Origin of the sequence: Phyllobacterium sp. SB3 (assembly GCF_040009165.1) — a bacterium.
In the GTDB taxonomy this organism is placed as follows: Bacteria; Pseudomonadota; Alphaproteobacteria; order Rhizobiales; family Rhizobiaceae; genus Phyllobacterium.
The window spans coordinates 53,343-71,971 of the sequence record NZ_JBDYKI010000008.1 but is presented as its reverse complement, the minus strand read 5'-3'; the positions used below and the strand labels follow the sequence as shown (position 1 = coordinate 71,971).

Here is an 18,629-nt window from a genome sequence, read left to right as displayed (position 1 = left end):
GAGTGAGTTTTATGGTCATGAATTTTTCTGAGCAAGCATCGTCCGCCAATATTGCAGATGTGGAGACCATATCTTTGCAAAAGAGCCAAATGGTATTTAGCGATAGCTGCTCCACCGATATCGCCGTACCCCCGGCTCATCCACGTCTGAGCAATGACTACGCTACAACCCTGTTTAAAATGGGATCTTCAGTTAATCGCATGGGCCGGAAACTGTCGACTCTCCTTCAGGGAGAGTTGAATAAACTGGGCGTCGAGGATATCGGGCCGAACCAGCTCATGCTGTTGCTTACCTTGCGCGATGGTTACTCTTCGATTGGTGATCTGGGCGACCAGCTGGGCCTTAAAGGTCCCAATCTCACTTACTACATCAACGGTCTGGAAGAACATGGCTATGTCGAGCGTGCTCTTTCTCATAAAAACCGGCGGACCATTCAACTCACCATGCAGCTCAAAGCGCACCAACTCTGTATTGCTGTAGACTCGCTTATCGAGAAGTTGCCTTACTCAATGGAAAATTGCCCTGAGAACAGCGATGAGATGACCATAACTTATGACACGTTGCTACGTCTTGAGCAGTTATTTTTCGACTTGTCAGGTTCACGAGATTGATGCAAACGACGCTAGCCTGCGATTGATCTTCGATCTATCTCGCTTTCCGTTTTTACTTCCTGACTTGGCGGATAGCCGAAGTGCTTGCGATATGCTGTGGCGAAAGCGGTGGCATTCGTATACCCGACAGACCGGCTCACATCAGCTATTAAAGGCGCCTGAGTCCGTAAGAGAGCTCGAGCCTTTTCAAGGCGGCGGTCATGTATATATCCACCTATGCTGTTGTTGAAAGCAAGCCGGAAATTTATCCTCAGGGTGGTGATATTGACACCTACCTGCTGCGATAGCTCGTGAGCTGTAGGGGGATTCACAATATCACTGTCAATGATTTCCCGTGCAGCCAGCACTTTTGAAAAGTGCTTCAAATTAAGTCCCTCCGAGTGCAAATCATACACCTGCATCAGCCTTATTATCTCAACGATGAAAGCCAGAACTATACTTTCAAGATAAAGCTTTCTCAGCTTCCCGCTATAATTGTGCGATAATATTTCACTCACCAGTTTTACGCAGCGCTGCGACGGGAGCAACTTTAGGTAGTTGTTAGGTCTGGCATGAAAGTCCAGCAAAGGTGAGAAATTGCCAATATATGTTGACCAGGGTGGCGATTGAATTTTCTCAGGGCAAAGAACTATTCCGCCGAACGCACTCCGTGTACCAGCCTTTTGGCGCAGCTCAAGCAATTCGTTGTGGGAGAAATTCAAGATAATCGGGCGTTGATGATCTAATGTAACTGCAGGTCTTCCGGGAGAGTACAGTGTTATCGGGGATCCACCCAATAATACCAAACACATCAAACTTGATCGCATCGGGTTGATGAGCGAAAAATCCTGGTTACTTTTGATGTCCGAAACAACGGTGTGGATTCCGCTCACAACGCTCTGAACCGTAAACTCGCCTTTGAATGGCAAACTACTAGTTGCATGCCCATCCGGCATATCCTTGGGCGCAGCCAATCGACCGAGTCTCAATATGGCAGCAATATCTCGGCAAGAAAACGTTCTGTCTAGATCGGCTCTAATCATCGTAGTCATCTCGTACAAAGAGGGAATTGTCACAGAGGCTTTGCGATGCATCGCTACAGTCGCTTTGATAATGACTATATTTTACTTCTACACACTTCGATTTAGGCATTAACCCGATCTCACAACCGCGATATAGCACAAATTGGGCATTTGCTTACCTTTTGGGCATTTACTCGGAATAATTAGGATCGGTGTCAACCCACGCCCGAGAAAAAATTTCGATTCGCGAATGTTTATTTTCTGAAATCTAGGATTCCATCAAGTTATCTACTGTATATTTGCTTTATGACAAAAGCATATGTTCGCTCTTATCCTCAGGATTGGCTTACATACGAGGGAATTAACACATGTTACATGCTGGCTAATTTATTTGGTGAAGCTAAGCCCCATATTTGAATGAAACGTTATTTATCTTCCTGTAATAATTTTCTACCAGAACTTAATCAAGCTCAAAGCCGACTGCCAATTATCACTGATAATGAATCCATTATCACGCTCTGATTCAATCTTTGAATGGCTGCCCGAAACTCGATTCTGAACCGATAAACTAATTCTGTCGAGCTAAATCTTCGGCGCGTTAACTCTACCAACGCTGTCTGGAGAATACTGGAACCTTAACTTTGCAGTCGACTTAGTTATATCTTTGAGTGATGTTCAGGCTATTTCACGCATGCGATTTCGCGCCACATGTTGGTGGCAGCCTGACGCAGTTCTCGGTAGTCGGCGGAGCTGAATTGATTGCGGGGATAGTATAGTAATGAAGGTTGTAGATCGGGTCGTGAATGGACGCGAAGCGTTGTGGCCTGCTACCGGTTTCACAGACATAGAGTTAAGGTGTTCTGCATGAAACCAGAAAGTATGAATGCAAAGACAAAAGTTCAGCCGCGAATACAAGCTTGAAGCGATGAAGAAGCGCGGTGTCGCTACTACACAGGCTGCCCGCGACCTCGATGTCCACGAGAATGTGCTGCGCAAATGGATCAGAGAGCATGGCTCCGATCCAGTCTTTTCCAGGGCATGGCCAGATGAAGTCAAAACAACTTGAGATCGAATGGCTGCGGCGCAAAGTCGCCCGCTGATAAACTCGCCGAAGATGTTGCGACGACCGCTTGAACCTGCCCACTACACCAGCAAACAGTTCCAGCGTCTGATGGGCGATCACGGCATCACCTGCTCGATGAGCAGATCGGGGAACGTCTGGGACAACGCAGCAATGGAAAGCTTCTTCTGATGCTGTTGCCACCTTGATTGCAGGACAAACCAGAGATCCGGCATGATACCCAGTGTTCGGTCTATACGCAGGGCGATATCGCAGGTGATCGGATGCCGGCCAGCAATGATGGCATCAATCGTCGCCATCGGTATGTCCGCACGCAGCGCAAAATCTTGCTCCGACAGGCCGTGGGACTTGATGCATTCAAGCAAATGTTGGCCAGGATGGAGTGCCTCATGCGGCGTCCGCCGATTTGCCGATGTGTTCATTTTGCTTTGCCAATCGGGTTTCATATCACGTTGATCAATTCATAGCCTGACCGCGTGTCAAGCGAATGAAAAAAACGTGGCGCTACAGCGGCAACGCTCATTTCCGCCGTGAACGATTCATGAAGCCGGCGTTGATTGTGACAGCTATTTTACGGATATGTAACTTTATCGAGCTGTGAAGAACCAACATCGGGAACGGCCATCGGCACCGGCTGCAGGCTTTACAAACGATATGGCGAATCGCAACCGCTGCGCGATGCGTAGCAGGGAACTGCGCTCTTCTAGGACGAGAGACTTTTCGGCAGGGTCAAAACGGCGCAGTGCACTTGAATTTGCGCCACCTGTCGAGCAGCGGGGCGACTCCGGCATGCTCTACAGTTGCCTGAGATACTTTTTGGTCGACGCGTGACTGGAATATAGCGGCAGAAAGAACTCTGCGGCGTACCGCAGTTTCTTCAAGGTAAGCCGCAGCTTGTGGCGTGCTTCCGGTCGCATCTAGCGAAAGTGCTGTCCGCGCTTGAGTGCCTTGCGCTCAAGAGGGATGAGGACATGGTCGGCAAACTTCCTCAGCGGCTCGGTCAATATTCCGAGATCCTCACTTGCATTATCGTTTCGCCAGTTCCTCTGCTCGATCGCGAGCCCCATTGACAATAGAGAGCGGTTGGTTCGCCCGTCGGCAATACTTTCACGCACATCCTGACGGGCCCGGGTTCGGAATGGAACGCTGGCGTCACGTAGTACGGAGAATTCGATGTCCGGGAGACTGGCCACCTCGATTTCGCAAAGCGTTGAATCGATGAAGACATCCCAATTGCGTGACGGTCCCAATGTCCGCGCGAAGCGCTTGCTTCAGCATCTAGCGCCTGCAGCGAAGGTGCGTCCAGCTCGCGTCGCAACCAATAGGGGCCGAGCGCAACCGTCGCAAGGCCACCCGCAACCGGTGGACACCTTCGGGTTCACGGTCACTTGTCGCGGGGCAAAGATTTGCCCGTATCTGTTGCTGACAGCCCGACAACAGTTTCGCAATTCCCTCATCAACGCTGTCATCGCCGCGAAGACTCGATAGGCCCGCCTTCACCGCCGCCGGATGAATATCCAGCGCCCGGGCATAGCCGCGCACGACTTTGCTCCGCGTGCAGGCCATGACTGTTACTCCGCTGGCATGGGGCTCAGTCCAGCATCGTTTAAGGAGAGAGGCTTTTCGGTTTTGTGTGCGGCCCTTGACAGCACGCTTTGTCGATTGACCGATTTGCGCTCGTCATCGATACGACGGATCAGGATTTCGGCGCGCTCGATAGAACCGAGAAGCGCCAGGATCGTACCCCGTTCCGCAGCGCCGGCATTCGGGCCGAGTGCCAATGTCCGCGCCCGCAATTCCTCAACGTCCGGGATGCTGACGTGACCGGCAGGCATAGCCGGACTGGCAACACCGTAGTCTGGCATAATATCCTGAAGGGATGCGTCAAGCTTGTCGAGCGCGACATCGACGATTGCCCGCGCCGCCGGGCTAAACTCTTCGCGCTTCACACGCCGCGCTACCTGATGCAATGATTCCGTCAATGCAGCCGTGAAATCCGCCTCCTCGATCAGGCTGGCAACAAGATCGAGCTGTTCATACGGCAGATCTTCTTTCATGAGCGATGCTGTGTATTCGCGGATGTCGCGGCTGAGTATATCGGTAGCAAGATAATGCTCGCCTGGATCGGACGGTGCGGTTTTCGCGGAGCGTGCGATATCCAGGAACATGGCACCAGCCTGCAGATGGCGGGCGGTCTCTTGCTGGACGGCTGGGATGGCTTTTGCAAAATCGCCAGCAGCTTTACGGTCCAAGAATTTGGGTGTCGAGTAGTCTTCGACATCTTCGGCATCAGTGCGTCCGATACGCGCCAGTACGTTTTCAAACACGCCGACGAAGGGAAAGAGCAGCACGGTGTTAAAGATATTGAAGAATGTCGAATAGAGACCGACAGCCACCGGAACGAGGGGGAAAGTCTCCTTACCCTCTACCACAACAGGAATTCCCGGGTCGCCGCCAAACCATTGCATGACCCAGGCGAGCACGTTGATTGAGGTAAAAAACAGAGGCACAGTAATGCATACGCCGATAATATTGAAGGATATGTGGGCATATGCAGCGCGTTTCGCATTCTTGGACAGGTTAAGGGACGCGATCCAAGATGTGATGGTGGTTCCTAAATCCGCACCCAGGGAAAATGCTACTGCAGTGGTCCAATCCAGAACACCGGCGGCACCGAGTCCCATCACGATACCAATCGTAGCCGAGGACGAGTGGATCATTGCAGTAACGCCAGCAGCAATAAGAACACACTTGATCAAGTTGAAATAGGAATCAGCCTGGAGTGTCGACAGGACAGACATCACCTCGGGGATATTACGGAGTGGCCGCAAACCACCCGTCATGAGATTGAGCCCGTAGAAAATCAGCGCGAACCCCATGCAGGCAAGCGCGATATTGCGCACCTTGTCATTCTTGGAGAAGCAATAGACCAATGAGAAAAGTCCGGCAAAGATCAACCCCAGCGGTCCTAACGGAAGAGCAATCAAGCCATTTCCAAGTGTCGTACCGATATTGGCACCCATAATAACGCTGATAGCGGGTCTCAATCCGACAACCCCGGCATTCACCAGTCCGACCACCATGACAGTCATCGCTGTCGATGATTGGATGACACCCGTAATTAACGTGCCAGCAACAACACCCTTAATCGGTGTTCCAGCGGCTTTGGCCAAAAAAGCTCGCATCTTGTTGACAGAGAGCGCCTGGATGCCGTTCGACATGAACTCCAGTCCAAGCATGAATATGCCGAGCCCGCCGATGACCGGCACGAGAATATCCTTGAAAATATCTATATCCATTGTGCCTTATCCCCTCAGCGCCTGTGGCGCGATCCAACAAAAATCCACTTGTCCAAGGCGGACATCTAGTCAGCAGGTGTTAAAACGGTTCAACGTGCTGCTGACGGCTCCTTGAGCCAGTATTTTTCAATCTCGCTTACCAGAGGCTGTGACAACGGCACATAGCGAAGCGCCTCGGCATCGCGGCTACCTGTTTTGAAGGCCAGGCGGAAGAAGTCGTGCACACGGCGATAGCGGCCCGACGACTTGCCTATCGTTGGTACCACGGCAAAGGTTGCCCCGCAGATTGGGTATGTTGCATCGCCGGGTTGATCGGTCAGGGAGACGGCGAAATCCTCCGCCTTCAACCAGTCAACGGCGTTTTGAGCTGCTCTGACGCCCTCCGGACCCGGCTCCACGAATTTGCCCGACTTGTTCTGGACGGCAGCAAAAAAAAGGCTTGCCCGTTCTACCTGCCCGGATTCCGCATAAGCAATCGTGCCCTTTGTCCCCTTTACGGCAAGAATGAGATTCTGCGTTCCTTCGACACCCGTCCCCAATGGCCAGCTTATCAACGTGTCCGCCCCATACTTCGTCTTCCATTCGGCACTGACCGACGAGAGATATTCGGTAAACATGTAGGTGGTACCTGATCCATCCTTGCGATGAATGGGGCTTATCTTCAGGCTTGGAAGAACCAGATCCGGATTGATTGCCTTGATCGCAGGATCGGACCAGGATTGTATTTTGCCAAGGTAGATATCCGCAAGCAGCGGACCAGACAGGTTCAACTGGCCCTGCGCGACACCATCAAGATTGATGGCAATTGCAACACTGCCCAGCACGATTGGAAATTGCTGGCGTCCATGTTGGGCAAGTTCCGCATGAGACACAGGAACATCCGTCGCCGCAAAATCCAGCTCTGGCTGATCAAGTCTCATCAGACCCGCCAACGAGCCGACAAGTTCGTAATCGACCGTCCAGTCTGGTGAGCTGAAGTCGCCACCATCCATCCGTGCGGTCTTGTAAATTTCTGCCCATTTTGCAATTACAGGCGCCGCAAATGTCGAGCCAGCCCCCCGGATAGGCTCTGCCCAGGCGGCGGGAGTCAACGCGAGGCCTGTGGCCAGGAGAGCGGCACTGAAAATGTCTAAAACAACTGGTCTTTTTTGACAAATACGCAGTAGGAAACGGTCCATCGTCGACACCTCACGATCATTGTCTTTGACAGATCGACACGCACGTCCGAACTCACCGTTACAAGACGAGTGCAGAGACGTCCGACCGACGCTCCGAAAAAGATAATCTTACTTTTTTAGTACCTCCGTTTCTTAAAACATTAATGACAACTCACTGCATGAGTTACCGAGAATGCAGATTCAACCGCACCCTTTTTAATTGAGACCATCTCGAAAATTGACAGCAAGCTGTCATTCAACTGACACATCAAGGAGATTTACATTGCTCGGCTACGAAGGTCAGATCAGAAACAGCGCGCCGAAGCCGGGCATTCTCTGTCTCAAGTTCCTTCAGTCGCTTGACCTGGTCGCCTTTCAGGCCACCGTATTCAGACCGCCATCGGTAGTATGTTACTTCCGTTACGCCTATCGACCGGATTGCCTCTGCAATCGATTTGCCCTGCGCACTCTCAACCCAAGAAACATGTAATTCTACAATCATCGTCTTGATAAGATGAGAACGGGTTCCGCTTAACTTCGGGTTCCCCCTCGGCGCCACATCAACATGAGCAGAACAATCGGTCGCGCCTGAAACCATGATAGCCAGGCTCTTGCCGTCAATGGCAGACATGGGCCTGCATCACACTCCCATTGCTGATACCGACAACCGCGTCGTTGGGATCGTCACGCAATCAGACCTGATTGCGTGACTGTTTCAGGAACGGCAGACCGGCACTGCGGACGTTCAGATCGCGAATTTATATAATGACAGCCGAGCGGCCTGGCTTGATAGATTATCGGCTAGACTGACTTCACCAGCGCATTTGTTTTCCGCCAGAGATTAATATCCACCTCTATCTCAAAGAGGCGATTGCGAGTCCGGCCGGGAAGTCGTACGCCCGCTTCCGTGAAGGCCGCGGCCAAATGGCCGATGCTCGCTGCAAAAGCCTGTCCAGCAAAGTGTGCAGGGTCGATTGCAATGATGAACTGACCCACACCAGGCGGTCCACCTGCATTATCGCCAAATGCGCTCGCTTGCGTGCTCAAAGCGGAGCCTGTCAGCGCCGCGGCTAGGACTTCGATAAGCAGGGCAACATTGGCGCCTTTTTGCCCGCCGGCGGGCAACAATGAGCCCTCCAGTCCTGCTGCGGCGTCGGTGACGGCGTTGCCTGCTTTATCCTGCGCCCAGCCGAGGGGGATGGGATCGCCGCGGTTACGTCGCAGTATCACCTCGGTCTTCGTCACCGCACTCATGCTTTGATCGACGACAATCGGAGGCTGCCCGGCAAAGGGGATGGCAAAGGCAAGCGGGTTTGTCCCAAAGATACGCCTGATCGCACCTGGAGGCGCAACGGACGCTGGAGCGTTGGACATACATATACCGATTAGCCCCTGCTCAGCCAGTGGCGTGACATGGTGCGAGAGCGCCAGGCAATTGTATGAATTTCTCACCGCCATTGATGCTATGCCATATCGCTGTGCAGCCACTGCCAGTGCCGTGTTTCCCACCTCTATAGTCGGATGAGCGAAACCGGACCTGCCATCGACCTGTATCACCGCCGCCTGTACGGCTACATGCGGCTCGGCGCGGCCATCGACTTTGCCGCAATCCAAATGTTCGCAAAAGATGGGCAGGTAGAACAGGCCGCAGATGGAATTGCCTTCGGCCTCGGCGCGGGCGATGGCACGCGCCACAGGTATTGCATTCGCCACACTTGCACCATGGGCAATTAGCGCGAAAAGCGCAGTCCGTTCGATCTCTTCCGCCGTAACGCCAATGCTACTCATGCAGCTTCTGCATATCGCTTTTCCCCTTCCGCAACCAAAGACGGGGCAAGGTCGAAGCCAAGCCCCGGACCTTGGAACGCAGCCAGCCAGCCATTTTGTGGAGAAAGGCCGGGAAAGGCGACGATGTCTTGTTGAACCAACTGCCACATGATCTGATTGCCATCATCGAGGTTGGGAATCGCCAGCCCGATATGATGCTCTGCGCAGGTGGTAATACCCGTGGTGAATGATGAATGAATGCAGATTTTCAGTCCCGCAGCTTCGGCCACGGCGGCCGCTTTCATCATCGGCTGGATCCCGCCAATCTCGCGCGGGCCGATGCAGATCATGTCAGCGGCGCGCAGGCGGCAGATTTCATAGACGTCATAAAGCGTGAACGCCGACTGATCCGCCACAATCGGTATGCCCACCGATTCCCGTACATGTGCCATGGCCGGGATGCTCCAGCTGACGGTGGGCTGCTCGATGAACTCGATATCGAACTTCTCGAGCTTGCGGCACATATTGATCGCTTCGTGCACGCTCCAGCCTTCATTGGCATCAAGCCGCAAGCGGGCATTACCTATTTCATGGCGCACTGCGGCAGTAATCTCCAGGTCGAGCTTTTCGCCGCGCCCGACCTTGAGGTAGAAAATCCGTTCGTCTGCCGCGTATCCAGCGGCCGCATGCTCCGCCAATTCTTCTGCGGTTTCCCCTTGCAGGAAATAGAAGTAGCCCACGGCTTTACGGTGTGCTCCGCCCAGAAGCTGGTGGACGGGCAGCCCGGCCAGCTTGCCTTGCAGATCCCACATCGCCATGTCGATTCCTGAAAAAATCTGGTTCGCTGCCCGCATGATATTGGCGCCATGCCCGAGATATTCCTGCTGAAAGATTCGCGATATCAGCGGTGCGACATCGTAGGGGGAATGACCGACGAGATGGCCGGCGAGCCGCCTGAGAATGGCGGCGGTCCCTCCCTGATCGGGAGCGACAGTGCACTCGCCGATACCGACCACGCCATTGTCCGCCTCGATCTCGATAAGATTTACCGCAAATGTCTCCCGTATGCCGTAGGACCAGTGATAAGGCTGCTTAAGCGGCAGTACGAGTGGCCGTATATGCACTTTGGAAATCTTCACCATGCTGTTTTCCTTCGCAAGTTTCCGCCGAATGGTCGCTGCCGTCGCGCTCTGTTTATTGTGATGGATTCCACTCACCAAGCCCGAGGGCTGTTACGCTTTGAACAATACTTGCAAAGGCCGCAGCGGCGCGAGACGAACTGGTGCGCGCGCGGAGATAGCCATGCGGCAGGCCCTTTGCCTCGACCACGGCCGCGGGCCGTCCGGCTTGCAGCAAGCGTTGGCAGTAGATGTCGCCGTCCGAGGCGAGCGGGTCGCATTCGGCGGTAAAGATCGCTGTCGGCGGCAGGCTTGCAAAATTGGTGCACGCTAGCGGCGTATAGAGTTCGTCATCCGCCATGTCGGCAACGTTGCCACGCAGGCTCCGGTAGAAAACAACATCATCGGCCGACAGCAATGGCGCGTGACGATGCCTAATGTACGAGTCTCCCTCATTGGCGCCGCTGAGCAGAGGATAAATGAGGACCTGACCACATGGTGGTTGGCTATGCTTGGTTACATGGCCGGCAATGCATGCCGCGAGCGTGCCACCGGCGGATTCACCGACCAGCAGGACAGGCTGGGCGTATCGGGCTGCCGTCCATTCATATGCACAAACAGCATCGTCGAACGCGGCTGTCCCCCGGTGATCCGGAGCCAAGCGATAGTCTACGGAGATCACCGTCAAGGCAGTGCGGTCGCAAATTTCGGCGCAAATATCGTCATGGCTGTCTAGTCCGCCGAGAATAAAGCCGCCACCGTGAAAATACAGAACTACAGCTGAGCCAGCAGGCTCGCCGTTCGCATAGATCCGGATTGGCAATGATCGATCCGCCAGGTCGATGGCCGAGGTTTCGATGGCGACCCCGGCAGGTATCCCCGCGTGAAACTCCCGGCACATGCGGTCGTAAACGTTGCGATTGCGTTCCATCGGCCATCCGGCAGCTTCTGGCGGATAGAACGCGTTGATGCGATCGATGAATGACCATGTCTCGCTATCAATGAGGTTTGAATAATCGGGTTGCATGGCACGGTCCGTCAGAGAAGGCCTGCGTCTTGAAGATAGGTTTTTGCGACGGTTTCGATGGGCTTCTTCTCGACATCGACCTCTCCGTTCAGGCGCTGCATGGTGGCATCGTTGAGTTTCGCGGAGAGCGACTCGAGCAGAGGCTGCAAATCCGGGTGAGCGTCGAGTGTCGCTTTGCGAACCACCGGGGCCAGCGCGTAGTTGGGAAAGAAACTTTTGTTGTCTTTGAGCAACGTCAGCTTCATCGCCGCAATGCGGCCGTCGGTTGCGCCCACGGTTGCAACGTCGATGTCACCATTCGACAAGGCATTGTAGACGAGCCCGATCTCCATGGGGCGGATATTCGATCGCCCGGCTTTGAAGTCATATGTCTTCTCAAGTCCGAGCAAGCCATCCTGGCGTTTGGGAAATTCGGCCGTCGCGCCCATCATAACCTCGCCGCCGTCGCGATAGGCCTTGGCAAGATCGGATAAGGTCTTCATGCCATCGGTCTTTGGGTTGTTCTGTCGGATTGCCAGAGCATAGGTATTATTGGCCCTGGAGGGAGCAAGCCAGACCAGTCCTTTTGCCCCGTCCAACTCCTTTACCTTGGCATAGGTTTCGTCGGGGCCGAGTGACGTCGTCACCTTGTTGAAGGTAACAAGTGAGGTGCCCGTATACTCCCAGTAAAGATCGACCTCACCGCTCTCCAAGGCGGACCGAGCGATGCTCGTCCCCAGTCCGTCTTTCTTTTCGACAGTATATCCCTTGCCTTCCAGCAGGAGCCGGGTCATCTCTGCAACGAGATATTGCTCGGTGAAATCCTTGCCTCCAACCGTGAGATCGGCCGCCTGACCGGCTGAACCGAAGAGAAATGAAGCCGTAATCGCAACTGTGGCAATTCTGATCAATGAGCTGATATTCATCGCAGAGTCCTCAAGACAGGGGTTTGAATGAACTGATAGATGGGTCAAACGCGGCCCTCGCAGCCGGCGTCGGTCAAAGCAATCGCTTTTGACCGAAGCCCTTCGCACATTGCTTCGAAACCTAGATACCGCTTGACTTCAGGTAGTCCGACGCCACGGTCTCGATGGTCTTTCTCTCGACATCGACTTCACTATTGAGGCGCTGCATGGTTGTATCATCCAGCTTCGTGGAGATGGATTCCAGCGTATCCTTCAAATCCGGATGAGCATCGAGGACCTCCTTGCGGACCACGGGCGTCAGCGCGTAATTCGGAAAGAAGCCCTTGTCGTCCTCAAGCACCCGCAGTTTCAAGGCAGCTATCTGCCCGTCTGTCGCCTGTGCGGCGATAGTATCGAGGTCCTTGTTAGCGAGAGCGTTATAGGCCAGACCCAGATCCATTGGTCTGACATTGGCACGTCCTGCCTCAAAGCCATAGGTTTCCTGCAGGCCCAGCAATCCGTCCGGACGCTTCGGAAACTCCGCCGTCGTTCCCATCGCGATGGCCGTGCCGGCCTTATAGGCAGCGGCGAGATCAGAAATCGTCTTCATGCCGTCTGTCTTCGGATTGTCCGAGCGAACCACGTAGGCATAGGTGTTGTTCGCCTTCGACGGCGCAAGCCAGATGAGACCTTTTTCGCCATCCAGCTCCTTGACCTTCTTGTAGGTGTCTTCCGGAGACATTCTCTCCGTGACCTTGTTGAAGGTGATCAGTGATGTACCCGTATACTCCCAGTACAGGTCAACCTCGCCGTTCTCTAGGGCGGCACGAACGATCTTTGTACCCATGCCATCCTTCTTGTTGACCGTATAGCCCTTGCTCTCCAGCAACTGCTTGGTCATCTCGGCAAGGATCAGTTGTTCGGTAAAATTCTTGCCGCCGACCGTTAATGTGTCGGCCCAGACGGGTCCGCTGACCATGAAAAATGCAGCAGCTGAAACGACTGATTTCGTAAGCTTAGAAATGAATGTCATGTTCCGTTCCTCTCTTGTTGTTATCTTATCGCAGGGGATTGATGCCTCGCGGTATGAGGTGGTACTGGATCTGGCCGATCAGGAAATCGACCGCCACCGCGATCACTGCGGTGGGAATTGCTCCCGCCATCATCATCGGAAGTTCGTCGAGAGCGATGCCGGTGAATATTAGTTCGCCAAGTCCGCCGGCACCGATGAGAAATGCCAGAGGCGCCGATCCGACGCAGATGGCCAACGCCGTGCGTATTCCGCCGAAGATAACGAACAGCGCATTTGGAAGCTCAACGCGCCAAAGCACCTGGGCCGGGGTCATGCCCATTCCCCGAGCTGCCTCGATCAAATACGGGGGCACGGCACGCAGCCCGGCATAGGTGTTGCGAACAATCGGCAGCAGCGTCGCGGCCCACAATCCGAAGACGGCAGGTACGATGCCAATGCCGAGCAACGTCATGGAAAGGGCAAGAATTGCCAAAGTGGGAACCGTACTGCCGATGTTGAACAACTGCATAGTCGCTTCCGAGAAAGCGCGGAACGATGGGCGCGACATAATTATTCCCACAGGGAGGGCGACGATGATCGCCAGGGCACCGGACCAGGCAACCAATTCCAGATGCTGCAGCGTAAGATAAGTGATGTCCTCCCAGTAGGTCAGTATCTCCGCGGCCATGCCGCTGGCCCAAAGTCCGTAAATTGCCGCGGCGACGACAACGGACAGCAGGATTGGCGCCAAACGGCTAGGCCTCATCCCGCCGATGACCGCAGTGCTATCTGGCACCGAAGTACTCATACGCCATCCCCTCCGCCGAGGTTTCTGACGATCGAGCGGTAGGTCATCACACCCTTCAATCTGCCCGCGTCGTCTATACAAGGCAAAACAGGCATATCGTGCCCGAACATCAAGGCCACTGCATTACGCAGATCGGCATTGACCGAAACAGCGGCACCGATCGGCTTTGCGTGGTCGGCAACGCTGCCGCTTGCACCGTTTGCAACGTCCTTCGTTACCACGGCATCGGCAACCCCATCCGGATTGACGACCAGAACTGCCGGAAGACCGGATGCACGCATCAGATCGTGCGCACGCACCACGGGTTCATCCCGCTTGACGCTGTCGAAGGATGTCGACATCGCATCACTGACGGACACCAGCCGCAAGCGCTTCAGAGCCCGGTCCGAACCCAGGAAATTCTCGATGAATGCATTGGCAGGTCTCGCCAAAAGCTCGTCGGGGCTAGCATATTGTTCCAGCCGGCCGCTACGGAAGATCGCGATCTTGTCCGCCATCTTTACCGCCTCGTCGAGATCGTGCGATACGAAGATGATCGTCTTGCGGATTTCCCGCTGCATCTTGAGGAACTCGTCTTGGATGACCTCGCGATTGATAGGATCGATTGCGCCGAATGGCTCATCCATCAGCATCACCGGAGGATCGGCAGCAAGCGCCCGCAGCACGCCGACGCGCTGCTGCTGCCCTCCCGAAAGCTCCTTTGGGTAGCGCTTCAGAAACAGGTCCGGCTGCATACCAACGAGTTCAAGCAGTTCCTTGGCGCGGGCCCGAGATCTTTTGTGGTCCCAGCCCAGCAAGTCCGGCACGATACAGATGTTGTCGGCGATCGTCTTGTTAGGAAACAACCCAACCTGCTGAATCACATAGCCGATCGAACGGCGCAACTCGATCGGATTGATGCCGCTCGTATCCCTGCCATCGATGAAAACCTTGCCGCTGCTTGGTTGTATCAAGCGGTTGATCATTTTCATCGTCGTGGTCTTGCCGCAGCCTGAAGGTCCGAGCAGCACGCAGATTTCACCGGCGGGCAAATCGAGGGTGATATCATCTACCGCAATGAAGGCGCCGAAAAATTTCGTTAGATGGTCAAGCCTTATCATCGATCCGCCTCGCTTTGGATCCCTTTTGACGTCAGCAGCCGTTGCAACAGTCCAAGAAAAAGGTCTGCCACTATCGCAAGCAGGGAAACCGCAAGGGCACCGGTTATCAACTGCCGTGGATCGGATTGACTGATGCCCCGCGATATGAACGTCCCGAGCCCGCCCGCTCCGATATAGGCAGCGATAGCGGTCACACCGATGTTCATTACGACGGCGGTGCGGACGCCTGCCATGATGACGGGGATGGCAAGCGGGATCTCGACTTGCCGCAACCGTTGCCATGTGCTCATGCCCATGCCTTGTGCGGCCTCTCGCAGCGCCGGATCGACATTTGCGATGGCGGTGTATGTGTTGCGGATGATCGGCAATTGTGAATAGAGGATGACGGCGATCACCGCCGGAACGTAACCTATTCCGTGGCCGATGGGCGATAGCAGCGGTATCATCAGGCCGAAGAGAGCTATGGACGGCACCGTGATCATCATCGATGCAAGGTAAAGCACGGTATCGGCCGTGCTCTTTGATTGGGTTATGGCAATGCCGATAGGAACCGCCGTGGCCACAGCGATGCCAACAGCGACAAAGACGATCGAGATATGTTCGAGCGCTCTTGTACCGATCAGGTCGAGATTATCAGCGATAAATCTTATTATCTCCATCCGTACCGATCTGCCCTTAGGGCTGGTTTTTAAAGTTCCCCATAAAGTTCCGAAGCATTGGCGAAGGTGTAACGGAGCGGAACGGCGCCATCGACCTGCCATGCCTCCACGGTTTCGCCTTCAAGCAGGCGACATGCATCGTCGGTACTGACCACGGCGCCGCCGTAAAGCCTATTGGCAAGATTGAGTATCCCTGTCTGATGCATGGCCACCTGCCCGCTGCCGCACGCATCCTTGACCAGCAGCACCCGCATCCCGAGATTGAGCGCGTCCTTGACACTCGCATCGACGCAGGCTTCGGTCCAGACACCTGCAACAACCACCCATTCGATACCCGCTGTCCTGAACTCTTCAATGGGAAAGCTGGCGCCGAATGCACTTGCCTCGTATTTGATCAAGAACCGTTCGCCCGGGTGAGGCCCTACCTCGGGGCAGATTTCCGTCAATGGATCATCCTTGTCACTGAATACAGATTTTCCGTTAACATCCACCGGATGAAAGGGACGCCGATGTCGTTCAAGATCCACGATATAGGCGCAATGATAAACCAAGACTCCATTACGCCGGGCCGAGATTTGCAGGCGGCCTACATTTGCGAGAACGTCACTATAGCCCTCAACGAGATACCGCCGATCCTGCCGATGTTCTTCCTGAAGATCGATAAACAGGGCGGCGATCTTGCCCCTATCCAAATGAAGCGATCGTTTCATCAACTCTCCCCGCTCAGAAACTCATCTTCGTAGGGAAATCGAGACAAGAGTTCGGTGCCGGTTTCGGTGATCAGGATTTCATCTTCCAGTTTGACGCCCTCTCGTCCACCCTTTTCACCGATATAGCTTTCTACCGACACGACCATTCCCGGAACCAGATGCCCGTCGCGGCCATAAGCTTCGTAATCCATCGAATGCGCGATAAACGGTGTCTCACCATGCATTCCGACACCATGCATGACCGACGTATAGCGCTGGTCGACAAATCGCTCAGGTATCTGCCAGGCTTTTTCGGCAACCTCGCGAAATGCCATTCCCGGTTTCACGATATCGATGTTGTGCTGAACCTGATCGTAGGACATCCGATAGAGGGATTTCTGATATGGCGTAGGCTTACCGGGACCGCATCGGAACGTGCGCGAGAAATCAGAATAATAGCCGTAGCAGCCAATCGTATCCGTATCGAGCGCGAGAAGCTCGCCCGGCCGGATCTTGCGGCCGCTGGCTTCGTTGAACCAGGGATTGGTTCGCTGTCCCGAGGTCAAGAGTCGGGTTTCAATAAACTCTCCGCCCTGCCGGATGACCTCATAGTACATGATGGCAAAGAGGTCATTTTCCGAAACACCGGGCTTTATAGCCTCGCGCACGGCTGCCACTGCGGCCTCCGCCCCGGCCATCGAGACCTGAAGGCATTTGACCTCCTCGGGGGTTTTGATGGCGCGCACTGCCAGGATTTCTCCTTGGCAATCCTTGACCTCACAGCCTCGTTTTTCCAGGGCGAGCGCCTGCAGATGGCTACAGCGATCGAGACCCAGCTTCATGGAGCCACCGCCGTGCCGCTTCAGAAGTTCGGTGATCTCGTCGGCAAAGGGCCCCGCGGTCTCATCATCCTTGCCGGATACCGACGACCATACGAGCTTGGAGGGGCGCGCTTCATCCACGGTGTCCAGCACCATCGACACATGATAGCTCTGCGGATACTCGAAAAGGACGATGGGACCTTCCGTCGGTATGAAAAAGTAGCGGGTGGAATTGCGCAGGAAGTACCCGAACATATTGCGCGATCCGGTGGCATAGCGCTGATTATAGGGGTCAAACAGCACGACAGCGCCGTAACCCGCCTCACGCATCCAGTCCCGCAGCTTTCTGAGACGCCCCTTGCGCAGGGCATCTACATCAATGAAGGACGGCTCCGTATCGGAAAGCCACATTCCGCCGGAAGGATCGGCTGCTGCCGGGTGACGCATGCGGTCTTTGAAATCCACATCTTCCACGCTGTCCGGATCAAATACGACAATGCTCATGGGCTTCTCCTTTCCGTTAAGCATGGAGAATGGCGGGACGCGACAATTGCGTATATTCCGCATAAGCTATGCCGGATTCCGCTAACGTCCATCATCGCAGGCCTGCTGACGATCGAGGAAATTCGCCGGAGATGGATCGTCTGTTGCGGACGCCCTTGGGCACGTAGCCGAACTGGTCCTTGAAGGCTCGCGAAAAATTTGCGGCGTTGGCGAAGCCGCAAGCCAGAGCGACTTCATTCACCTGCAGACTGGAATGGGTAAGCATGTCTGCGGCGCGACGCAGGCGCAGGTTCCTGTAGTAACTGTTGGGTGCCATGCCGAGTTCCGACTTGAACGCGCGCTCCATTTTGTCAGCCGAAACACCCAGCTGCCTGGCAAGCATATCCATACGCAGGATGTCTTCGACAGCATCCTCCATGATCGCTACGGCGGCCAGCACCAATTCATCGCGAATACCCGTTCTTATACGCAAGGGCAGCAGGCGGCGATCGGCATCAGGTCGAAGCGGACTGTGCACATACCACCCAGCTACCTGCGAGGCGAGATCAGCGCCATAATCGCTGCCGATCATTTCCAGCATCATGTCCAGACTCCCGACACCCCCTGCCGACGTGAAGCGACGCCCATCGATGACGTAGAGATCCGACCGCATGTCCAGATTTGGAAAGGCTTCCCGAAATGCCGGCTGGCTGGTCCAATGCAAAGTACAGGAGTGTCCGTCGAGCAGGCCCTTACGCGCCAGGAAAAACGCCGCATCGGCAACTGCGCCGAGATGGGCGCCGGTACGCAAGTTCTTGCGTATCCAGGCCATTTCCTCACCGCCGGCCAGATGGTCTGCATTTCCACCCGAACATACTACGATACGGTCTACCAGCGGGGCAGTGCGAACGTCAAAGTCCGGCTCGATGCCGATACCATTCGAGGCAAAAACCTTTTTTACGCCGTCCCCGACCGTGATCCACGAGTAGCATCTGTTGCCCGAGAGGGTGTTTGCAGCGCGCAACGGTTCGATGATGGAACTGAATGCCATCAGGGGAAAATTTGGAAACATAAGCACTGCAAAACTTATCTCTTGGGCAGACTGCACCTTT

18 protein-coding genes and 3 pseudogenes are annotated in these 18,629 nt (G+C 54.7%); 3 read left to right on the top strand and 18 right to left on the bottom strand.

Features of this window, described 5'->3' with window-relative positions; translation table 11 throughout:
* Positions 1-11 precede the first annotated feature (11 nt).
* Positions 12-611 carry a MarR family transcriptional regulator gene (locus ABKW30_RS23785; RefSeq protein WP_348601420.1) on the top strand — a complete coding sequence of 200 codons (600 nt, stop codon included), beginning with the start codon at positions 12-14 and terminating at the stop codon, positions 609-611.
* Positions 612-622: 11 nt separating this feature from the next.
* On the opposite strand, the gene ABKW30_RS23780 is transcribed toward ABKW30_RS23785, so the two are convergent.
* Positions 623-1,564, bottom strand: a complete 942-nt coding sequence (locus ABKW30_RS23780) for an AraC family transcriptional regulator (RefSeq protein WP_348601419.1) — start codon at positions 1,562-1,564, stop codon at positions 623-625.
* 931 nt (positions 1,565-2,495) lie between these two features.
* Between ABKW30_RS23780 and ABKW30_RS23775 the strand changes: the two are divergent.
* Positions 2,496-2,709 (top strand): annotated as a pseudogene (locus ABKW30_RS23775) (transposase); the annotation flags it as partial.
* Positions 2,710-2,791: 82 nt separating this feature from the next.
* Here the strand turns inward: ABKW30_RS23775 and ABKW30_RS23770 are convergent.
* The 6 genes and pseudogenes from ABKW30_RS23770 to ABKW30_RS23745 form a co-directional block, all read right to left on the bottom strand.
* The gene (locus ABKW30_RS23770) at positions 2,792-3,115 is read right to left on the bottom strand and encodes a HigA family addiction module antitoxin (protein WP_348601554.1); all 324 of its coding nucleotides are present in this window, start codon (positions 3,113-3,115) and stop codon (positions 2,792-2,794) included.
* Positions 3,116-3,487: 372 nt separating this feature from the next.
* Positions 3,488-3,949 (bottom strand): annotated as a pseudogene (locus ABKW30_RS23765) (CHAD domain-containing protein); the annotation flags it as partial.
* A gap of 22 nt (positions 3,950-3,971) precedes the next feature.
* On the bottom strand, positions 3,972-4,259 hold the full coding sequence (locus tag ABKW30_RS23760; protein ID WP_348601418.1) for a CHAD domain-containing protein: 288 nt from the start codon (positions 4,257-4,259) through the stop codon (positions 3,972-3,974).
* A 5-nt stretch (positions 4,260-4,264) separates the two neighbouring features.
* Positions 4,265-5,992 carry a Na/Pi symporter gene (locus ABKW30_RS23755; RefSeq protein WP_348601417.1) on the bottom strand — a complete coding sequence of 576 codons (1,728 nt, stop codon included), beginning with the start codon at positions 5,990-5,992 and terminating at the stop codon, positions 4,265-4,267.
* A gap of 89 nt (positions 5,993-6,081) precedes the next feature.
* Positions 6,082-7,170, bottom strand: a complete 1,089-nt coding sequence (gene pstS / locus ABKW30_RS23750; protein ID WP_348601416.1) for a phosphate ABC transporter substrate-binding protein PstS — start codon at positions 7,168-7,170, stop codon at positions 6,082-6,084.
* A 277-nt stretch (positions 7,171-7,447) separates the two neighbouring features.
* Positions 7,448-7,615, bottom strand: a pseudogene (locus ABKW30_RS23745) (transposase); the annotation flags it as partial.
* 130 nt (positions 7,616-7,745) lie between these two features.
* Here ABKW30_RS23745 and ABKW30_RS23740 point away from each other — a divergent pair.
* The gene (locus tag ABKW30_RS23740; protein ID WP_348601415.1) at positions 7,746-7,859 is read left to right on the top strand and encodes a CBS domain-containing protein; all 114 of its coding nucleotides are present in this window, start codon (positions 7,746-7,748) and stop codon (positions 7,857-7,859) included.
* Between the two features lie 91 nt (positions 7,860-7,950).
* Here the strand turns inward: ABKW30_RS23740 and ABKW30_RS23735 are convergent, their stop codons facing one another.
* The 11 genes from ABKW30_RS23735 to ABKW30_RS23685 form a co-directional block, all read right to left on the bottom strand.
* Complete coding sequence (locus ABKW30_RS23735; RefSeq protein ID WP_348601414.1) at positions 7,951-8,937, bottom strand: Ldh family oxidoreductase; 987 nt, start codon at positions 8,935-8,937, stop codon at positions 7,951-7,953.
* Complete coding sequence (locus tag ABKW30_RS23730; protein ID WP_348601413.1) at positions 8,934-10,058, bottom strand: mandelate racemase/muconate lactonizing enzyme family protein; 1,125 nt, start codon at positions 10,056-10,058, stop codon at positions 8,934-8,936. Before ABKW30_RS23730 ends, ABKW30_RS23735 begins: the two co-directional genes overlap by 4 nt.
* A 52-nt stretch (positions 10,059-10,110) precedes the next feature.
* The gene (locus tag ABKW30_RS23725) at positions 10,111-11,061 is read right to left on the bottom strand and encodes an alpha/beta hydrolase (RefSeq protein WP_348601412.1); all 951 of its coding nucleotides are present in this window, start codon (positions 11,059-11,061) and stop codon (positions 10,111-10,113) included.
* Between the two features lie 11 nt (positions 11,062-11,072).
* Entirely contained in the window at positions 11,073-11,966 is an 894-nt protein-coding gene (locus ABKW30_RS23720) for a glycine betaine ABC transporter substrate-binding protein (RefSeq protein ID WP_348601411.1), read from the bottom strand.
* Between the two features lie 121 nt (positions 11,967-12,087).
* Positions 12,088-12,978 (bottom strand): glycine betaine ABC transporter substrate-binding protein, encoded by an 891-nt coding sequence (locus ABKW30_RS23715; protein WP_348601410.1) that lies wholly within the window; start codon positions 12,976-12,978, stop codon positions 12,088-12,090.
* A 25-nt stretch (positions 12,979-13,003) separates the two neighbouring features.
* Positions 13,004-13,765, bottom strand: a complete 762-nt coding sequence (locus ABKW30_RS23710; protein ID WP_348601409.1) for an ABC transporter permease — start codon at positions 13,763-13,765, stop codon at positions 13,004-13,006.
* Positions 13,762-14,865 (bottom strand): ABC transporter ATP-binding protein, encoded by a 1,104-nt coding sequence (locus ABKW30_RS23705; protein WP_348601408.1) that lies wholly within the window; start codon positions 14,863-14,865, stop codon positions 13,762-13,764. Before ABKW30_RS23705 ends, ABKW30_RS23710 begins: the two co-directional genes overlap by 4 nt.
* Positions 14,862-15,524, bottom strand: coding sequence for an ABC transporter permease (locus tag ABKW30_RS23700; protein ID WP_348601407.1), 663 nt, complete (start codon positions 15,522-15,524; stop codon positions 14,862-14,864). The genes ABKW30_RS23705 and ABKW30_RS23700 overlap by 4 nt, the downstream gene beginning before the upstream one ends.
* Before the next feature lie 29 nt (positions 15,525-15,553).
* Positions 15,554-16,234: an isochorismatase family protein gene (locus ABKW30_RS23695; RefSeq protein WP_348601406.1), complete on the bottom strand. Its 681-nt coding sequence runs from the start codon at positions 16,232-16,234 to the stop codon at positions 15,554-15,556.
* Entirely contained in the window at positions 16,234-17,538 is a 1,305-nt protein-coding gene (locus tag ABKW30_RS23690) for a Xaa-Pro peptidase family protein (protein WP_348601405.1), read from the bottom strand. Before ABKW30_RS23690 ends, ABKW30_RS23695 begins: the two co-directional genes overlap by 1 nt.
* 91 nt (positions 17,539-17,629) lie before the next feature.
* Positions 17,630-18,625, bottom strand: a complete 996-nt coding sequence (locus tag ABKW30_RS23685) for a GlxA family transcriptional regulator (RefSeq protein ID WP_348601404.1) — start codon at positions 18,623-18,625, stop codon at positions 17,630-17,632.
* Between the last annotated feature and the right edge of the window lie 4 nt (positions 18,626-18,629).

Excerpts from the sequence above, each read along its gene's own strand:
- ABKW30_RS23785 (WP_348601420.1), top strand. The coding sequence starts at position 12 with ATGGTCATGAATTTTTCTGAGCAAGCATCGTCCGCCAATATTGCAGAT.
- ABKW30_RS23770 (WP_348601554.1), bottom strand. The coding sequence starts at position 3,115 with ATGAACACATCGGCAAATCGGCGGACGCCGCATGAGGCACTCCATCCT.
- ABKW30_RS23760 (WP_348601418.1), bottom strand. The coding sequence starts at position 4,259 with ATGGCCTGCACGCGGAGCAAAGTCGTGCGCGGCTATGCCCGGGCGCTG.
- ABKW30_RS23755 (WP_348601417.1), bottom strand. The coding sequence starts at position 5,992 with ATGGATATAGATATTTTCAAGGATATTCTCGTGCCGGTCATCGGCGGG.
- pstS (WP_348601416.1), bottom strand. The coding sequence starts at position 7,170 with ATGGACCGTTTCCTACTGCGTATTTGTCAAAAAAGACCAGTTGTTTTA.
- ABKW30_RS23740 (WP_348601415.1), top strand. The coding sequence starts at position 7,746 with ATGATAGCCAGGCTCTTGCCGTCAATGGCAGACATGGGCCTGCATCAC.
- ABKW30_RS23735 (WP_348601414.1), bottom strand. The coding sequence starts at position 8,937 with ATGAGTAGCATTGGCGTTACGGCGGAAGAGATCGAACGGACTGCGCTT.
- ABKW30_RS23730 (WP_348601413.1), bottom strand. The coding sequence starts at position 10,058 with ATGGTGAAGATTTCCAAAGTGCATATACGGCCACTCGTACTGCCGCTT.
- ABKW30_RS23725 (WP_348601412.1), bottom strand. The coding sequence starts at position 11,061 with ATGCAACCCGATTATTCAAACCTCATTGATAGCGAGACATGGTCATTC.
- ABKW30_RS23720 (WP_348601411.1), bottom strand. The coding sequence starts at position 11,966 with ATGAATATCAGCTCATTGATCAGAATTGCCACAGTTGCGATTACGGCT.
- ABKW30_RS23715 (WP_348601410.1), bottom strand. The coding sequence starts at position 12,978 with ATGACATTCATTTCTAAGCTTACGAAATCAGTCGTTTCAGCTGCTGCA.
- ABKW30_RS23710 (WP_348601409.1), bottom strand. The coding sequence starts at position 13,765 with ATGAGTACTTCGGTGCCAGATAGCACTGCGGTCATCGGCGGGATGAGG.
- ABKW30_RS23705 (WP_348601408.1), bottom strand. The coding sequence starts at position 14,865 with ATGATAAGGCTTGACCATCTAACGAAATTTTTCGGCGCCTTCATTGCG.
- ABKW30_RS23700 (WP_348601407.1), bottom strand. The coding sequence starts at position 15,524 with ATGGAGATAATAAGATTTATCGCTGATAATCTCGACCTGATCGGTACA.
- ABKW30_RS23695 (WP_348601406.1), bottom strand. The coding sequence starts at position 16,234 with ATGAAACGATCGCTTCATTTGGATAGGGGCAAGATCGCCGCCCTGTTT.
- ABKW30_RS23690 (WP_348601405.1), bottom strand. The coding sequence starts at position 17,538 with ATGAGCATTGTCGTATTTGATCCGGACAGCGTGGAAGATGTGGATTTC.